Origin of the sequence: Mycobacterium sp. NS-7484, from assembly GCF_001953975.1 — a bacterium.
GTDB lineage: Bacteria > Actinomycetota > Actinomycetes > Mycobacteriales > Mycobacteriaceae > Mycobacterium.
In genome coordinates this window covers 1-16635 of sequence record NZ_MBEJ01000034.1, presented here as the reverse complement: position 1 = coordinate 16635, position 16635 = coordinate 1, and the positions used below count along the sequence as shown (strand labels likewise).

Annotated in this window: 16 protein-coding genes; 7 read left to right on the top strand and 9 right to left on the bottom strand. The window is 66.4% G+C overall.

The features are described 5' to 3' along the window. Nucleotides 1-142: 142 nt before the first annotated feature. Both A5733_RS08010 and A5733_RS08005 read left to right on the top strand, forming a co-directional pair. Nucleotides 143-577 (top strand): hypothetical protein, encoded by a 435-nt coding sequence (locus tag A5733_RS08010; RefSeq protein WP_067763864.1) that lies wholly within the window; start codon nucleotides 143-145, stop codon nucleotides 575-577. A 251-nt stretch (nucleotides 578-828) separates the two neighbouring features. Then, entirely contained in the window at nucleotides 829-1836 is a 1008-nt protein-coding gene (locus tag A5733_RS08005) for an Rv2578c family radical SAM protein (RefSeq protein ID WP_076239757.1), read from the top strand. A gap of 19 nt (nucleotides 1837-1855) precedes the next feature. Here the strand turns inward: A5733_RS08005 and A5733_RS08000 are convergent, their stop codons facing one another. From A5733_RS08000 to A5733_RS07985, 4 genes are all read right to left on the bottom strand, one after another. Then, nucleotides 1856-3121: an acyl-CoA dehydrogenase family protein gene (locus tag A5733_RS08000; RefSeq protein WP_076239745.1), complete on the bottom strand. Its 1266-nt coding sequence runs from the start codon at nucleotides 3119-3121 to the stop codon at nucleotides 1856-1858. Next, a complete protein-coding gene (locus A5733_RS07995; RefSeq protein ID WP_076239744.1) occupies nucleotides 3118-4278 on the bottom strand; it encodes an acyl-CoA dehydrogenase family protein in 1161 nt (386 codons plus the stop codon). Before A5733_RS07995 ends, A5733_RS08000 begins: the two co-directional genes overlap by 4 nt. A 37-nt stretch (nucleotides 4279-4315) precedes the next feature. Beyond that, nucleotides 4316-5545, bottom strand: coding sequence for an amidohydrolase family protein (locus A5733_RS07990; protein ID WP_076239743.1), 1230 nt, complete (start codon nucleotides 5543-5545; stop codon nucleotides 4316-4318). A 124-nt stretch (nucleotides 5546-5669) separates the two neighbouring features. Then, nucleotides 5670-6293, bottom strand: a complete 624-nt coding sequence (locus A5733_RS07985) for a TetR/AcrR family transcriptional regulator (RefSeq protein ID WP_076239756.1) — start codon at nucleotides 6291-6293, stop codon at nucleotides 5670-5672. 77 nt (nucleotides 6294-6370) lie between these two features. Between A5733_RS07985 and A5733_RS07980 the strand changes: the two genes are divergently transcribed. Both A5733_RS07980 and A5733_RS07975 read left to right on the top strand, forming a co-directional pair. Then, nucleotides 6371-7204, top strand: a complete 834-nt coding sequence (locus A5733_RS07980) for an LLM class flavin-dependent oxidoreductase (RefSeq protein ID WP_076239742.1) — start codon at nucleotides 6371-6373, stop codon at nucleotides 7202-7204. A 14-nt stretch (nucleotides 7205-7218) separates the two neighbouring features. Further along, nucleotides 7219-8109, top strand: a complete 891-nt coding sequence (locus A5733_RS07975) for an acyl-CoA thioesterase II (protein WP_076239741.1) — start codon at nucleotides 7219-7221, stop codon at nucleotides 8107-8109. Here A5733_RS07975 and A5733_RS07970 read toward each other — a convergent pair. The 4 genes from A5733_RS07970 to A5733_RS07955 all read right to left on the bottom strand — a co-directional run bounded on the left by A5733_RS07970 (nucleotide 8072) and on the right by A5733_RS07955 (nucleotide 12054). Next, nucleotides 8072-8551: an SRPBCC family protein gene (locus A5733_RS07970; protein WP_076239740.1), complete on the bottom strand. Its 480-nt coding sequence runs from the start codon at nucleotides 8549-8551 to the stop codon at nucleotides 8072-8074. The genes A5733_RS07975 and A5733_RS07970 overlap by 38 nt on opposite strands. Beyond that, nucleotides 8551-9432: an RNA polymerase sigma-70 factor gene (locus A5733_RS07965; protein ID WP_076239739.1), complete on the bottom strand. Its 882-nt coding sequence runs from the start codon at nucleotides 9430-9432 to the stop codon at nucleotides 8551-8553. The genes A5733_RS07970 and A5733_RS07965 overlap by 1 nt, the downstream gene beginning before the upstream one ends. 101 nt (nucleotides 9433-9533) lie before the next feature. Continuing rightward, nucleotides 9534-11168 (bottom strand): DUF885 domain-containing protein, encoded by a 1635-nt coding sequence (locus A5733_RS07960; RefSeq protein ID WP_076239738.1) that lies wholly within the window; start codon nucleotides 11166-11168, stop codon nucleotides 9534-9536. Next, nucleotides 11161-12054 carry a neutral zinc metallopeptidase gene (locus A5733_RS07955; RefSeq protein ID WP_076239737.1) on the bottom strand — a complete coding sequence of 298 codons (894 nt, stop codon included), beginning with the start codon at nucleotides 12052-12054 and terminating at the stop codon, nucleotides 11161-11163. Before A5733_RS07955 ends, A5733_RS07960 begins: the two co-directional genes overlap by 8 nt. Before the next feature lie 74 nt (nucleotides 12055-12128). On the opposite strand from A5733_RS07955, the gene A5733_RS07950 reads away from it, so the two are divergent. Next, entirely contained in the window at nucleotides 12129-13604 is a 1476-nt protein-coding gene (locus A5733_RS07950) for a carboxylesterase/lipase family protein (RefSeq protein ID WP_076239755.1), read from the top strand. Here A5733_RS07950 and A5733_RS07945 read toward each other — a convergent pair. Further along, the gene (locus tag A5733_RS07945; protein ID WP_067763887.1) at nucleotides 13601-14104 is read right to left on the bottom strand and encodes an SRPBCC family protein; all 504 of its coding nucleotides are present in this window, start codon (nucleotides 14102-14104) and stop codon (nucleotides 13601-13603) included. The two genes, A5733_RS07950 and A5733_RS07945, sit on opposite strands and share 4 nt — an antisense overlap. 111 nt (nucleotides 14105-14215) lie before the next feature. On the opposite strand from A5733_RS07945, the gene aspS reads away from it, so the two are divergent. Both aspS and A5733_RS07935 read left to right on the top strand, forming a co-directional pair. Beyond that, nucleotides 14216-15991: an aspartate--tRNA ligase gene (aspS, locus tag A5733_RS07940; RefSeq protein WP_076239736.1), complete on the top strand. Its 1776-nt coding sequence runs from the start codon at nucleotides 14216-14218 to the stop codon at nucleotides 15989-15991. After that, complete coding sequence (locus A5733_RS07935; RefSeq protein WP_076239735.1) at nucleotides 15988-16449, top strand: nitroreductase family deazaflavin-dependent oxidoreductase; 462 nt, start codon at nucleotides 15988-15990, stop codon at nucleotides 16447-16449. The genes aspS and A5733_RS07935 overlap by 4 nt, the downstream gene beginning before the upstream one ends. Nucleotides 16450-16635 lie beyond the last annotated feature (186 nt).

Sequence of the window (16635 nt, the reverse complement as noted above, 5' to 3'; positions counted from 1 at the left end):
AAAATTAAGAGCGGCTTGTTACCTGCCGATGACGGCCGTGTTCCCAGCGTGAACAGATTTCCGACGTTGTCGGCAGGTAGATGCCGGCCACCGGCCCGCCACATCTGGTAACAAGGCGGTAGCGTGCACGGATATGACGAGTATGACGAATATGCGAAAAGCGACAACCACGGTCGGTGCGGCGCTGGTTCTGGCAGCTGCGGGTATGGCGGTCTCGAACGCAACGTCGTACGCGGAACCGGATGCCCAGGGCCACAAGGTCACGTACACGCTGACCTCCGGCGCACCTTACGAATTTGACCTCTACTACCTGACGGCGCAGCCGCCGAGCAAGGACGCCTACAACGCTGACGCGTACAAGTACCTGCAGAAGGCGACGGTGAACGTCGGCCCTGATGCGCCGTGGGTGTTCGAGACGACCCTCGCCGACCCGCAGTGGGCGATCTTCACGGTCGCGAGCACCACCCACGGCGGCCGGGCCCAACCCAACGCGCACTGCGAGATCGCCGTCGACGGCCAGATCGCCGTCCAGAACGACCATCCCTACAGTCCGCGCTGCCAGCTCGGCCAGTGGTGATCTGACCAATCTGGGCTGCGGTTCCCACGAACTGGGAACTGCCTTGACCGCGCGCTCGAACTGTTGTTCGATGGTCATGTGCACGACGGAGCGGTTCCGCTTCCGGTCCGAAGTGCAATTGACTGGGCAAGCGCCCTCGGCGCGCGCCGATGCCGTACCCGAAACCGCGGCATCGGCGCACCCAGTCCCAGTCGGCGGCGACACTCGGGGAATTGCTTGACATAGACATCGAACAGTTGTTCGATGACCGTATGCGGTGGGATGGCCAGGCGGTGCGCGTCGACGACGGGGCGCTGCCCGGTCTGCAGCGGCTCGGTTTCGTCCGCAGCGTGCGTACCCCCCAATTCGAAGGCATCACTTTTCACGAGGTGCTGTGTAAGTCGGCGCTGAACAAAGTGCCTGCGGCATCGATGCTGCCGTTCCGGTACACCGTCAACGGGTATCGCGGCTGCAGCCATGCCTGCCGTTACTGCTTCGCCCGGCCCACCCACGAGTACCTCGAGTTCGACAGCGGCACGGACTTCGACACCCAGGTGGTGGTCAAGACCAACGTCGCCGAGGTGCTGGCCCGTGAGTTGCGCCGCCGCTCCTGGACGCGCGAGACGGTCGCGCTCGGCACCAACACCGATCCCTATCAGCGCGCCGAAGGCAGGTACGCCCTGATGCCGGGAATCATTGCGGCGCTGTCTGATTCGGGGACACCCTTTTCCATCCTCACCAAGGGCACGTTGCTGCGACGGGACCTGCCACAGATCACCGAGGCGTCGCACCGCGTCGACGTGAGCGTCGCGGTGTCGTTGGCGGTCGGCGATCCCGAGTTGCACCGCGCGGTCGAACCCGGCACTCCCTCACCCGAAGCGCGGCTGGGCCTCATTGCGGCGATTCGCGACGCCGGGCTCTCGTGCCATGTGATGGTCGCGCCGGTGCTGCCGTATCTCACCGATTCGGTCGAGCACCTCGACGATTTACTCGGCCGGATCGCCGTGGCCGGGGCCAACAGTGTGACGGTGTTCGGTCTGCATCTGCGGGGCACGACGCGCGGCTGGTTCATGTCGTGGCTGCAGCGCGATCATCCCGAACTGCTCAAGGATTACCAGCGGTTGTACCGCCGCGGCGCCTATCTGCCGCAGGACTATCGCGACACGCTGCGCCGGCGCGTGGCGCCGCTGGTTGCCCGCCACGGTTTGGCGCGCACGATGCCGGTGCCGGCTTCGGCGACTGTTCCGGAGCCGGCGGTCGCGCAGCCGACGCTGTTCTGACGTTGCTGGCCCAGAGAGGTCAGCTCTTGTTGCGCTTGACCTGATTGAACGGCACGCCCCGGTCGGCGGCGTGCTCGCGCGGGAAGCCCAGGATCCGCTCGCCGATGACGTTGCGTGCCATCTCGGAGCTGCCGCCGCCCAACGACCCGGTCTGCCGGGACAGGTAGCGCACGCCGATGTCGAGCAGACTCGGGACGTCGCCCGAGCCCTCGTCGACGACCCCGGCGGTGCCGGCGATGGCCAACGCGGTATCTACCTCTAGTTCGGTGGTCTCGGCGTGGAACAGCCGGATCAATGTGCCCGCATTCGGTGGCAGCGAACCGTTTCCGATCGCCTTGCCGACGTGGTCGATGAGCTGTTTCTTGACGATGCGGCGCACCAGAGCCCGGCCGGCCAGATCCTGCACCCGGGCGTCGTCGCCCTGGCCGGTGGCCTCGGCCAGCCCGACGTGGTCTGGCGGCATCTCGTTCGCGTTCTCGGCCCCGGTCCCGCTGGCGAACTCGGATCCGCCACCGACCGCCCGCCGTTCGTGATGCAGCTGACGCGAGGCGACGGTCCAGCCATCGTTGACCTCGCCCACTACGGCGTCCGCGGGCAGTTCCAGGTTGTCGAAGAACTCCTCGCAGAACTCCTCGTTGCCGTTCACCTCGGTGATACGGCGCATCGTGATACCCGGCGCGTTCAGCGGCACCAGGAACATTGTCAGGCCCTCGTGTTTGGGTACGGTCCAGTCGGTACGGGCCAGCATCAGCCCGTAGTCGGCGGCAAATGCACTGGTGCTCCAGGTCTTGGCGCCGTTGATGATCCACGTATCGCCGCGGAGCTCGGCGCGGGTGATGACACCGGCCAGATCCGAGCCGCCGCTGGGCTCGGACAACAGCTGGCAGAGCACCTCGTCACCGCGGATGGCTGCCGAGATGCGGTCGCGCTTCTGTTCAACGCTACCCATGTCGAGAATCGTCGCGGCGCAGATGGTGAACGACGGGGTGTTGAGGATCAACGGCATCTCGTAGTTCACGCACTCGTCGTTGAACGCTTGCTGGTAGGCGTAATCCAGGCCCAGGCCGCCGTACTCGCGCGGGAAGCAGATGCCGGCGAACCCGCCCGCGTACAGACGCTTCTGCAGTTCCTTTGCGCGCTCCCAAGACTCCGACTCGGCCCGCACGGCGAACGGCGGGTTTTCCGGATCGATGGAGGGCATGTTCTCGGCCAGCCACGTCCGGGCGCGCAGCGCGAACTCCTCGACAGACTCTGTGGTGGCGGTGGTGCTCACGGTGTCGGTCATACCCCAACTTCCTCGGCTGCGCGGTTCTTGCGGCTCAGCGCGTACACGGCGCGATGGTGGTCCTCGGGCGAGCCGTACATCGCCCGGTACAGGGCAACCCGCCGCAGATACAGATGCAGATCGTGTTCCCACGTCACCCCGATGCCGCCGTGCAACTGCACACAGTCCTGCAGCATCACCGGGGCACGTTCGGCCACATAGGCTTTCGCCACACTCACGAGCTTCGGCGCCTCGGCGGAGCGTTCGGCCACCGCCGCCACGGCCCCCGCTGTGGTGGCCCGAGCAGCTTCGAACCACATTTTCATGTCGGCGGCACGATGCTTGAGGGCCTGGTAGGAGGCCAGCGGCCGGCCGAAGCTGTGTCGGTCTATGAGCCACTGGTTGGTCATCGTGAGCACGGCATCGAGGATTCCGACGATCTCGGCGCACTGCAGCAGCAGGGCCACCTGGCGCTGGCGTTCGAGGATGGCCGGTGTCTGCTCGGCGGTGCCCACGGCGGCGGATTCGCCGACCTCGACACCGTCGAATTGCACTCTGGCATAACGCTTGACCAGATCGACCGAGCTCTGGGTGGTGACGGTGACTCCGGCGGCATCGCTCGGTACCACGAACTGCCGGATCTGCCCGTCACACACCGCAACCACCAACAGCGTGCCACTGCGGTCCCCGGCCTCGACCCGGTCCTTGATGCCGTCGATGCGGTAGCCCGACCCCGTGCGGGTGGCCGTCGTGGAGACATCGACGGCCGACCGCAGGGCATCGAACGGCTGGTTGGGCTCGTAGACCGCCCAGGACGCCACGGTTTCCCCGGACACCAGCGATTCGATCAATTCCTCATGACCGCTTGGTGCTTCGACCAGGCCGGCCAGCACGGTACTGACCGGATGCAGCGGGCCAGGGGTGACGGCGTGGCCCAACTGTTCGGCCAGCAGAGCCAGGTCGGTCACACCGTCCCCGGAGGGGCTGCCACCACCGAGCTCCTCGGGGACCAACAGGCTGGCCCACCCCAATTCTGCTGCGCGGCCCCACCATTGGACGTCGAAAGAGTTGCCTTCGTCGTGCAACTGACGCACCCGGCTCAGCGGCACCTCCTTTTCCAGGAAGGCCTGCGCGGTGGAGGTGAACAGCATCTGTTCGGGATTTGCCACGTCGGTCATGTAGTCGGCCCAGCTTCTTGTCGAGTAGTGGACTAGATCAGGTCAGGACGAGCGCCGGGACGTCGGGCCGGTAAACCTTCTTGTTCTCGACCTTGAACAGGTCGACAAGGTTGCCGCCCATGACCTTTCGGACGCCCTCGTCATCCAGGCCGTGCGCCACCAGATCGTCGACGAGGTTGATCGGATCGGCCAGTCCCTCGGGGTGCGGCCAGTCGGACCCGAAGATGACGCGGTCGATGCCGCACAGATCGGCCATCTTCTTGAAGTCGTCCTCCCAGAACGGGGCGACGTACACGCACCGCTTGAAGGCCTCGACCGGATCCTCCGGGAACTCCTGCGGCATCTTCGAGTAGACGTCTTTGAATTGGTAGAACAGGTAGGGCACCCACGAGGCGCCGTTCTCCACCGACAGGATGCGCAGATCGGGGTTGCGCGTCAGCGCCCCGTGGCACACCAGCGCAGCCATGGTGTCTTCGATCGGCCGCTTGCCCATCGCCACCATCCGGAACGACGTCGGCTTGAACGGCAGGAACTCGTCGGCCGGTTCCCAATCGTTGAGGTACTGGGCATATCCGCTGTCGGAGGCGTGCATGCACACCGGGATACCGGCCTTGACGCAGGCATCCCAGAACGGGTCGAACTCCGGGAAACCCAGCGAGCGGGTGCCGCGGTAGCCGGGCACCGGCGCCGGACGGACGAGGACGGTCTTGGCGCCGCGTTCCAGGCACCACTCGAGCTCTTCGAGGGCACGGTCGACGACACCGAGATTGATGACCGGGGTGGAGAAGATGCGGTCGGCGTAGTTGAACTGCCAGGTCTCGTACATCCACTCGTTGAGGGCGTGGATGATGTCGAGGATCAGGTCGGGATCGTCCTTGAGTCGTTCCTCGACGAGGCTGGCCAGCGTCGGGAACATGATCGTGTAGTCCAGGCCGAGGCCGTCGAGAACCTCAAGGCGCGCTTCGGGATTGCGGAACGCGGGGATGGCCTTCATCGGCTTGCCCATCACCTCGCGGTAGCTCTTGCCGCCGCTGCCGTGCCGGAAGTATTCCTCCTGGGCGGCGGGCCGGGCCACGACCTCGAACGTGGGGTTCGGAATGTAGTCGCTGATCTGGTTGCGCACCACGATCTTCGTGCGGCCGTGCACGTCGATGTAGTCGATGACGCCCTTGCGGTGCTCAGGCAAGAACTTGGTCAGCGCTTCTTTGGGCTCATAGAAGTGGTTGTCCGCGTCGAACACCGGATAGGAAAGCTCGCGTGAGGGCATGTTCGCCTCCTGGAAGAGTCACGTTTCCAAAACTGGTAATGACGTTACCACGCGGTGGCAGCTACGGACGAGCCGATTCGGGCGATCGCTCAGCAATCGGAAAAAGTACTGGTCAGAGGCGGGATCAGGCCATCAGGCCGCGGAGGCAGAACTGCGTGATGTGCTCGCCGTCGATGGGTGTGCCGTTGAGCTCCACACCGAGGGACCGCAGCCGCATCGCCCCCAGCACCGACTGCATGACGAGCGTCGCGGTGGTCGGCACGTCGATGTCCGGGCGGAAGTCGCCGGTTTCCATTCCGCGACGGAGGATGTCGCCGATGAGCTGGTGCAATGGTGCCAGCACCCGGGCGTATTCGCGTGGCAGCGACTCGGCCAGATGGTCGTTGTAGAACGTCAGCCCGCGATTGATGCTGTCCTGGGTGCTCGAGGAGGCCGGCGTGGTGATGCGCTCGATCAGAGTCGCCAGTGCCTCGGGGCCGGCCAACCCATCGGTGTCGACGCGCCAGCGCTGCGTGGACTCGGCCATGATCGTGTCGATGAGTGCGAGCAGCAGCTCATCTTTCGTGGAAAAGTGCTGGTAAAACGACCGCAGCGAGGTCTTCGAGCGTTCCACCACCTCGAGCACGGTGAAGTCGGTCCGTCCGGTCTCGCCGAGGATGGCCAGGGCCGACTTCATGAAGCGCCGGACCCGGTCCGCCTGCGCCTCGGCGCGAGTTGTCTCCGACGGTCGTTCGGCCGGCCTAGCCATTGCGCCCATCACCTCCGTCATGCTCCACTTGCGAGAATGACGTTACCGGTTCTGTAGAAGCAATAGGCGGGTTGTGATTGAGCGAGTGGTTTCTGTTCCTGCCGCAGGTGCGGTTGGACGTCGGCGACATCGTCGAACGCGCGAAGGTGGCCGAGGCCAGCGGATTTGACGGCATCGCGTTTATCGATCACTTGGAGGCGCCCGGTGCCACCCACCAAAGCATCTGGGAGGCAATGACTGTCGCCACCTGGGTAGCTGCCCGCACCGAGCGTCTGCGGATCGGCCATCTGGTGCTGTGCGACGCGTTCCGGCATCCGGCGGTACTGGCGAAACAGGCCGTCACACTGTCGGAGGCCAGCGGTGGCCGGTTCGAGCTTGGCCTTGGTTCGGGTTCCTGGCCGCGGGAGTTCGAGCGATTCGGGATCGAGACCGGGGACGCGGCGGCACGGGTTCGCAGGCTGGGGGAGACCCTGCAGCTGCTGGGCCAATACTGGGGCGACGGCGAGCGTGGGCAGGTACCCCGGCCCGGACACCCAATTCCGTTGGTGCTCGGCGGAACTGGTAGACGCATGATGGAGCTGGTGCGGACGCACGCCGACTGGTGGAACATCCCGTCCCATCAGCTCGACCGGCTGCCCGCCCTGTTGCCGACCGTCGGCTCGGCCCGTGTCTCACTGCAACAGATGGTCGGTTTCGTGGGTCGCGGCGCGGATCGAGCGGCGGTGACAGACCGCAGCACGCGACTGTTCGGACACCTCGGTGACGGGCTGGTGTGCGGAGATGCCGCAGTACTCACCGAACACTTCGCCGGACTGGCCGCCCAGGGCGTCGAACGCTTCTACGTCTGGTTCGCGGATTTTGCCGCGCCCCAAACTATTTCGGAATTTGCCGAGACAGTCATCAACGGGTGACAGAGAGGAAGAACATGACCACAGAATCCGAGGCTGCCGTACCGACGCAGTGGACGCTGCAGATGCTGCTCGACCTGTTCGACGCAGAACCCGCCGGAGAGAACCGCTTCACCGTGCCGAGTGGGATCGCCGGGGTGGACGAGCGTCAGGTGGTGGAAGGTACGCAGATCCTGGGCGCGGCGATCGTCGCGGCGGCAAAGCGATTTCCGGAGAAGTCGATTCGCACCGCGCATGCCGTGTTCGCCCGGGCCGTCCTGGTGGGCCCGCCGGTCGAGCTCGACATCGACGTGATCAGTGAGGGGCGTTCCACGGCCACCGCGGTGATCAGTGCCTCGCAGAACGGCAAGCGCTGCATCACCATCACGGTGCTGGCCGACGTGCCTTCCGGTGACGTGATCCGGCATCACCTGCCGCGGCCGGAGGTGGCGGGGCCGGCCGATGCCAACGTCTCGCACATGCCGATGACCGGACGCGAGCTGCGGCTGGTCGACGTCGTCGACGTCAACAGCCCTGACGAGGTCGGGCCGCCCGAGCTGTATGCCTGGCTGCACTATGACCCCGTCCCGGCCCGCGACGATCTGGCCAAGGCCTTGATCGCGTATTTCACCGGGCACCTGGGTATTTCGACCACCATGCGGGCCCACGAAGGCATCGGCACTGCCCAGGCCCACCTGACGGTGTCGACCGCGCCGATGACCGTCACGGTCAGCTTCCACGAGCCGGTCCGCTGGGACGGCTGGTTGCTCTACAGCCATGAGAGCACTCAAGTGGGCGCGGGCATGTCGTATGTGCGCGGTGCGGTACACACCGAAGAGGGCGAGTTGATCGCATCGTTCAGTCAGGACGGGTTGATCCGTCCGCTGCGCACTACCGACACCAAGATCTCCGAGCACGCCCGGTTGTAGCGGGCGCCAGATCGGCCTCGGCGGCATTTATGACGTCGTTGAAGACCTTGGTGAGGGCGGGCCGTCCGACCCAGCGGGTCAGGGCGGCACCGACGATCGGGAACTTGACCCGGAACGTCGTGGTCCACACCACGTGGGTGCCGCCGTCCACGGCGGTGAAGCTCACCCGACCATGCCGATGCTCCGAGGGCGGGAAGCTGCGTTCGACGGCGTAATCGAAGGAGTGCGGGGCGTCGTAGGCGGTGACGCGTTCGCGGAACCAACCGATCACCCAGAGCAGGATGCGCAGCGCCCCTTGCCCGTAGGCAGCGCCGTGGCCGGGTTCGGCCAGGCGCTGCCTGAGCACCAGTGGGGAACGGGTGAAATTGGCGGCGTTGCTCATGAAGTCGAACACTTCATCCTGAGGCGCGCCGATGGTGCGTTCCACGGTGACGGTCTGCATCAGTCCTCCAGGGATCGAATCACGGTGCGGGTAGTGGTGGCGTTGCGGAGTTTGTCGGGGTTGCGCATCGCGTAGAGCGCGCTGATGAGTCCGTCCGTCACCTCGATGAGCAGCACGGAATCCAGCGCCCCGGCGCGGGAGAACAAGACGGCCGGCAGGCTGTTGTAGCTGTCGAACGAGATGTCGAAGCCGGCCATGCTGCCCTGCGCCAGTCCGGCCATGAACTGTGCGACCCGCTGCGGCCCGACGATCGGGCGACGCGCGGCCGACACGTATCCGCCACCGTCGGACAACGCCACGACCTCGGGGGCCAGCACCGCGATGAGGCCGTCGATGTCCCCGGTGTGTGCAGCGTGGAGAAACGTCGTGACGGTGGTACGTGCCAGGTGAGCGTCGGGCGTGAAGCGTCGGCGTCGAGCCTGCACGTGTTCGCGTGCGCGATGGGCGATTTGGCGCACCGTGGCGTCCGATTTGCCGAGCACGCGGGCAATCTCGGGGTGGCTGAAACCGAATACCTCGTTGAGGACGAAGACCACGCGCTCGTCTGGACTGAGTGTCTCCAGCACCAGCAGCATGGCCATCGACACGGATTCGGCGAGGATGGCGTCCTCGCTGACATCGGGTGTGGTCTGGATCGGCTCGGGAAGCCAACTGCCGACGTAGTCCTCGCGCCGGCGTTTGCTCGTGCGAAGAGCGTTGAGAGCCCCGCGGGTGACGATCTGGACCAGATACGCGTGCGGGTACGTGACCTCATCGGCCTTGATCCAGCGCAGATAGCTGTCCTGCACCACATCTTCGGCGTCTGCGGCGCTACCCAGAATCTCGTAGGCCAGCGTGAAGAGCAGCGGGCGGTGGTGGGCGAATATCTCGGTCGCGTTCAGGTGATCCCCCTATGCCGTCGTGGTCACCCTCTCTGACACCGCGCACAGGTCGAACCGTGACAACGTCGGACTGTGAACCCGATCACATCACAGCCTTCGAGTCAGTCGGCGGACAATGCCGCTTTCAGCACATCGAGCGGCAGCCCACCGAGATCGAGGGCGCGGCTGTGGAATTCCCGCAACGACGATCCGCGGCGCAGGGCATCGTCGCGCAGCTCGTGCCAGATTCGTTGTCCGATGGCGTACGACGGGGCTTGTCCGGGCCAGCCGAGGTAGCGGTCGAGTTCGAAGCGCAGATTGTCGTGGGCCATTGCCGAATGCGAGGTGAGGAAGTTCCAGGCCCGCTCGGCGTCCCACACCTCACCGTCTGGAGCCGTCATCCCGCAGTGCACGCCGATGTCGATGACCACGCGCGCCGCCCGGAAGCGTTGGGCATCAAGCATTCCCATCCGATCACCCGGATCGTCCAGCCAGCCGAGCTCGGCCATCAACCGCTCGGCGTACAGCGCCCAGCCCTCACCGTGGCCCGACACCCAGCAGCCCAGCCGGCGCCACCGGTTGAGCTGGTCGGCCAACGCCACCGCGCGGCCGATCTGCAGGTGGTGACCGGGAACGCCCTCGTGGAAGACCGTGGTGGTTTCCTGCCAGGTGTGGAACGTCTCCACGCCGGGCGGCACCGACCACCACATGCGTCCGGGCCGGGTCCAATCCTCGGACGGTCCGGTGTAATAGATGCCGCCGGTCTGAGTCGGGGCGATCCGGCACTCCAAGGTGCGCAGTGGGCCGTCGATGTCGAAGTGGGTGCCGGCCAGTGCTTCCACGGCGCGGTCGGACAACTCCTGCATCCACGCCTGCAATGCCTCGGTCCCGTGGATGACGTACCGCGCCTCGTCGTCGAGCCGATGCAGGGTCTCGGCCACGGTGGCACCGGGGTAGAGCTGCTGCGCGATCGATTCTTGTTCGGCCACAACGGCATCGAGCAGGCTCAAGCCCCACTCGTAGGCCTCGTCGAGGTCGACCTCGGTGCCCAGGAACAGCCGTGACATCAACCGGTACGTGTCGCGCCCGCAGGCGTCGGCTTCACGGGCCTGCGGCGCGATGCCCTCGCGCAGTGTTTCGCCGAGTTGCCGGTACGCGTCGGCGGCGGCCTCGGCCCGCCGCTCCAGATCCGTTTTGAGACGCGGGTTGTCCGGCGCGGCACCGGTTCCCATCTCGGCGAACAATCGGGCGATCTGCTGGGCCTGGCTGACCCCGCGGGTGACTTGGCGCCGGGCCGGGGCATTGCCGGCCTGCACGGCATCCCGTAGCGCCTGGGCGTAGCCGGCAGCGCGTTCGGGAATCTTCGCCAGCCGCGCCGCGATCAGTGCCCAGTCGTCCTCGGTGTCGGTGGCCATCAGGTCGAACACGTCGCGCATGGTCTGCAGCGGCGAGGCGATGACGTTGAGCTCGCCCAGATCGAGTCCGGCCTCGTGCACGTCGATGATCGCGCCGAGGCGTTCGCGTAGCGCGGCCACGGTGACCACGTCGACCTCGTCGACCGGTGCCGTCCCGTCGAGCTCGGCCAAAGTGGCCCGGGCTGCCTCGGCCCGTGCGGCGACCCCCTGCGGCGAGTAGTCGGTCACGTCGTCGTCGTGGCCGGTGATGCCCAGCTCGGTTGCGGCACAAGGATCAAGCCGTGCGTAGGTGTCGAGGTAACGTTCGGCTACCTCGTCGACGGCGGTGGCGGGCCTAGCCAAGGTTGTTGGTGGCGAAGGTGTCGCACTTGTTCGGGTCACCGGTCTGGTAACCGATGGTGAACCACTTCTGCCGTTGTTCGGAGGAGCCATGGGTCCAGGCTTCGGGGTTGACCCTGCCGGTCGCCTGCTTCTGGATCCGATCATCGCCCACCGACGAGGCCGCGGACAGCGCGTCGGCGATGTCCTTGTCGCTCAACGGTTGCAGGAACGGCACGTCGGTGCCCTCCTGCCGAGTGATCGAGGCGTAATGCGCCCAGACGCCGGCGTAGCAGTCGGCCTGCAGCTCGGTGCGGACGCCGCCACCGGTGGCACCCTCCGGATCCTGCTGGGCCCGGCCGAGCACACCGCGCAGGTTCTGCACATGGTGACCGAACTCGTGGGCCACCACGTACTCCTGGGCGAGTGGGCCTCCGCTGGAACCGAACCGGTCGACGAGCACCTGGAAGAAGTCCGTGTCGAAATAGGCGGTGCGGTCCACCGGGCAGTAGAACGGCCCGACGTCACTGGTGGCCGGACCGCACCCGGTCTGAACCTGCCCCTTGAACAAGCGCACGTGCGGACGCGTGTACCCCTTGAGCAGTTGCTGCCACACACCGTCCACCGAGTTGCCGGTCGCGACCACGCGGCACTCGACCTTCTCGTTGGCGTCGGCGCCGGTCTTGCACTGGCTCAGGTCGAAACCCTCGCCGCCGATACCGCTGGTGTCCGTTTGCTGCTGCTGCTGTGGCATCACGGTGCCGGGATCGACGCCGAGGAACATGGCGAGCACGACGATCAGCAGACCGCCGAGACCCCCGCCAATGGCGATACCGCGGCCCGGGCCGCGACCACCGCCGGAACTGGAAGTGGTGCTCGTGTCGATCTGCATACCCTCGTTGAAGGTCATCGCATCACTCCATCGCATTCGGCGGTAGGTCAGTGCTCCACAGCCCGTTCAGCTTCCCACACTACGATTCAGGCGTGTCCGTCGTCGCGGAACATTCGACCATCGCCCACACCTCGCATGGGCGGCTACGCGGCACCCGTGAAGGCGGGGTCAGCGTATGGCGGGGTGTGGAGTATGCGCAGCAGCCTGTCGGTGCGCTGCGCTTCCTGGCTCCGCAGCCGGTGTTGCCCTGGACCGGGGTACGTGACGCGGTCGAGCACGGGCCGTTACCGCCGCAGGGCCGCTCGTTCGTCGGGGGAGGCCGCGACGATCCTAAGGTCCGCGACGAGGCGTGCCTGACCCTCACCGTCTGGTCCCCGGACACGGGCGGATCGCTGCCGGTGATGGTGTGGATCCCCGGTGGGGCGTTCGTCTACGGGGCCGGGCAGCTGCAGCTGTACAACGGCTCGCGGCTGGCCGCCAATGGCAACGTGGTGGTCGTCAATGTCACCTATCGGCTCGGCGTGTTCGGCGGATTCGAACTCGGTGATCTGGGGGAGGGATTCGACGACAACCTGTGTCTGCGTGATCAGATCGCGGCGCTGCGATGGGTGCGCGACAACATCGCGGCATTCGGCGGTGATCCCGCGCAGGTGACGGTGTTCGGTGAATCGGCCGGTGCCACTTCGGTGTTGGCGCTGCTGGCCAGCCCGGCTGCCGACGGGTTGTTCACCAGGGCGATTGCGCAGAGCCCGGCCCTGCCGCTGATCGCCGACCGCGAGGACCGGGCACGTCAGTCGCGTCGCTTCATGCAGTTGCTCGGCGTCGGCGCCGAGCAGCTCAAGGCTTTGCCGCAGCGGCAGTTGCGACGGGCCGCCGGTCAGCTGCAACTGGAAAGCGCACAACAGACTCCGACACTGGCCTACGGGCTGACGCATGGCGTGGACCTGCTGCCGCTGCACCCGATCGAGGCTGCCCGCGCCGGGGCGGTGACGCCGGTGCCGCTGATCATCGGCACCAACAGCCACGAAGCGTCGATGTTCGCCTGGGGCAAGCCGCCGATGCTACCGACCACCCTTGCCGGCGTCGAAAACTACTTCCGCAGCCGGCCCGCGCACGTCCGGGATCGGATCCTGGCCGGCTATCCGGAATTCCCGCGCCGCCGCGCACTGGTGGCATTCGGTTCCGACGTCATGTTCGGCGCGCCCACCTGGGCGTTCGCCGACGCCTACAGCGCTCAGGCGCCCACCCACGCCTATCGGTTCGACCACACCACCTGGACGCTCAAGGTGTTGGGGCTCGGCGCCACCCACGGCAGCGAGATCGTTCACATCCAGCACAGCTACGGGTCCTACCTCGGCCGTAAGCTGCACCCGTTGGGGCGGCGGGTGCAGCCGTCCGTGGGTCGGCGGATGCAGCGCACCTGGCTCGATTTCGCCACCGCGGAGGTCGCCGACTGGCCACACTACGACGTCGCCCGGCGACTGACCCGGGTGATCCGGTCCTCGCGCGACGAGACCGTTGCCGATCCCGACGCGGTTCGACGCAAGGTATGGCAGGAGCTCTTCTAAGTGTTGTAACGCTGGTCGGTGTACCGGCGCAGGTTGTGCAGGAAGCGCTGGAACATCCACGCCATCACCGGCCGGCCGAGCATCATCCCGATCTGACCCGCCAGCCCGCTGGGTTTCAGTGCCATGACCCAGGTCAGATGGCAGCCCTCCCCGGTGGGCACGACGCGGTAGTCTTCGGCGAACGCCGAGATCGCGTTCGACGTGCTGGTGTTGAACCGGAAAGCCATGTGGGAGAAAGGCTCCCACGCCAGGAACTCCTCGTCGCCCACGATGTGTCCGCGCATCGTGACGGTGCGGGTGGTGCCCACACCGCGAGGCTCCGGGCTCGTCCACTCCACATTGGTGATCACCGTCGCCCACTGCGGCCACGAGCTCGCATCGCTGAGGACCTCGAACAGTTGCTCGGGCGTGATGGCGAGATCGACGGTGCTGACAAAGCGGAACGGTGCACGGTCGATGAAGTCCAACTCGACACGCTCACACGGGTAGGTCCGGGCCATGGGTAGACAGACTAGGTCAAGGTGTCTATTCAGCTGGCGTCCCACGTCGCCCCTGCCGGACGGGTCTCTAGACTGGTCAGTCGTCCCACCAGTCAACATTCAGGAGTATTCGTGCTGCGCAGTCATGCCGCCGGTTCCTTGCGGCCCGCGGATGCCGGTCAAACGGTCACATTGGCGGGGTGGGTGGCGCGTCGCCGTGACCACGGCGGCGTGATCTTCATCGATCTGCGCGACGCGTCAGGCGTGTCGCAGGTGGTGTTCCGGGAAGGTGACGTTCTCGCCGCTGCCCACCGGCTTCGCGCCGAGTTCTGCATCGCCGTCACCGGTGTGGTCGAGGTCCGTCCCGAGGGCAACGAGAACGCCGAGATCCCGACCGGGCAGATCGAGGTCAATGCCACCTCGTTGACCGTGCTGTCCGAGAGTGCCCCGCTGCCGTTCCAACTCGACGAGACGGCCGGTGAGGAAGCCCGGCTCAAGTACCGCTACCTGGATCTGCGCCGTGAGGGCCCGGGCAACGCAATCCGGTTGCGTTCCAAGGTGAATGCGGCTGCGCGCGGGGTGCTGGCCGAGCACGACTTCGTCGAGATCGAGACGCCGACGCTCACCCGGTCGACTCCGGAGGGCGCCCGCGACTTCCTGGTACCCGCCCGGCTCCAACCTGGCTCGTTCTACGCCCTGCCACAGAGCCCGCAGCTGTTCAAGCAGCTGCTCATGGTGGCGGGTATGGAGCGCTACTACCAGATCGCCCGGTGCTACCGCGACGAGGACTTCCGCGCCGACCGCCAGCCCGAGTTCACCCAGCTCGACATGGAGCTCAGCTTCGTCGACGCCGACGACGTGATGGGTATCGCCGAGCAGGTGCTGAAGGCGGTCTGGTCGACCATCGGTTATGACTTGCCGCTGCCGTTGCCGCGGATCAGCTACGACGAGGCGATGCGCCGGTTCGGCTCCGACAAGCCCGACCTGCGGTTCGGCGTCGAACTCATCGAGTGCACGGAGTACTTCAAGGACACGCCGTTCCGGGTGTTCCAGGCGCCGTACGTGGGCGCTGTGGTGATGGAGGGTGGGGCGTCGCAGCCGCGTCGCACCCTCGACGGCTGGCAGGAGTTCGCCAAGCAGCGCGGCCACAAGGGCTTGGCCTATGTGCTGGTGGGCGAGGACGGCACGCTGGGCGGACCGGTGGCCAAGAACCTCACCGACGCCGAGCGCGACGGCCTGGCCGCCCATGTCGGTGCCAAACCCGGTGACTGCGTGTTCTTCGCGGCGGGTCCGGCGCGCACGGCGCGGGCCCTGCTGGGCGCCACCCGCATCGAGATCGCCAAGCGCCTGGATCTGATCGACCCGGCGGCCTGGGCGTTCACGTGGGTGGTGGACTTTCCGATGTTCGAGCCCGCTTCCGCTGCGGTGGAGTCCGGCGACGTCGCCGTCGGTTCGGGTGCCTGGACGGCCGTGCACCACGCCTTCACCGCGCCGAAGGTCGAATCGGAGGACACCTTCGATACCGATCCCGGCAGCGCGCTGTCCGACGCCTACGACATCGTCTGCAACGGCAACGAGATCGGCGGCGGCTCGATCCGTATCCATCGCCGCGACATCCAGGAGCGGGTGTTTGCCATGATGGGCATCGATCACGACGAAGCGCAGGAAAAGTTCGGATTCCTGTTGGATGCCTTTGCCTTCGGCGCCCCGCCGCACGGCGGCATCGCGTTCGGCTGGGACCGGATCACCGCGCTGCTGGCCGGCGTGGACTCGATCCGTGAGGTCATCGCGTTCCCCAAGTCCGGCGGTGGTGTTGACCCGCTGACCGATGCGCCTGCGCCGATCACCCCGCAGCAGCGCAAGGAATCGGGAATAGACGCCAAGCCCGAGGAGCTCAAGAAGGCATGAGCGACATCGATCCTGATTTCGACAAGAGCGAACTGGTCGCCGACGTGGCGGCCCTCGATGACTTCAACCGCAACGTCGTCGAGGAATTCCGGGCCAACGGCGGCAAGGTGGGCGGCCCCTTCGAGGGTGGCACGCTGTTGCTGCTGCACACCACCGGTGCCAAATCGGGTCAGCCGCGGCTGTCCCCGCTGGCGTACCTGGACATCGACGGCAAGGTGCTGATCGTCGGTTCGTATGCCGGCGGTCCCAAGGACCCGGCGTGGGTGCACAACTTGCGGGCCACCCCGCAGGCCCGCATCGAGATCGGCACCGACGCCTACGACGTGACGGCCCGGGAGCTGCCCGCCGACGAGCGCGACGCGGCGTACCCCAAGATCGTCGAGCGGGCCCCCGTCTTCGCCGAGTACCAGGCCAAGACCACCCGGGCGATTCCGCTGTTTGAACTCCAGCGGGTTTGACTCGAGATTTGCCCGCCTGGTGAGCGACAACCGGTTTTGTTCGTGAAAACCGTTGCTGGTGTGCTTGCGTGAGAGTAGCATCGAACATGTGTTCGAATTGCTGGATCTGCCGTCGCTCTCCGATGCGGCGCTGATCGATGCGTTGGAGCATGCGACGCGGGCTGAGGCGGTCGCCGCGGCTGAGCC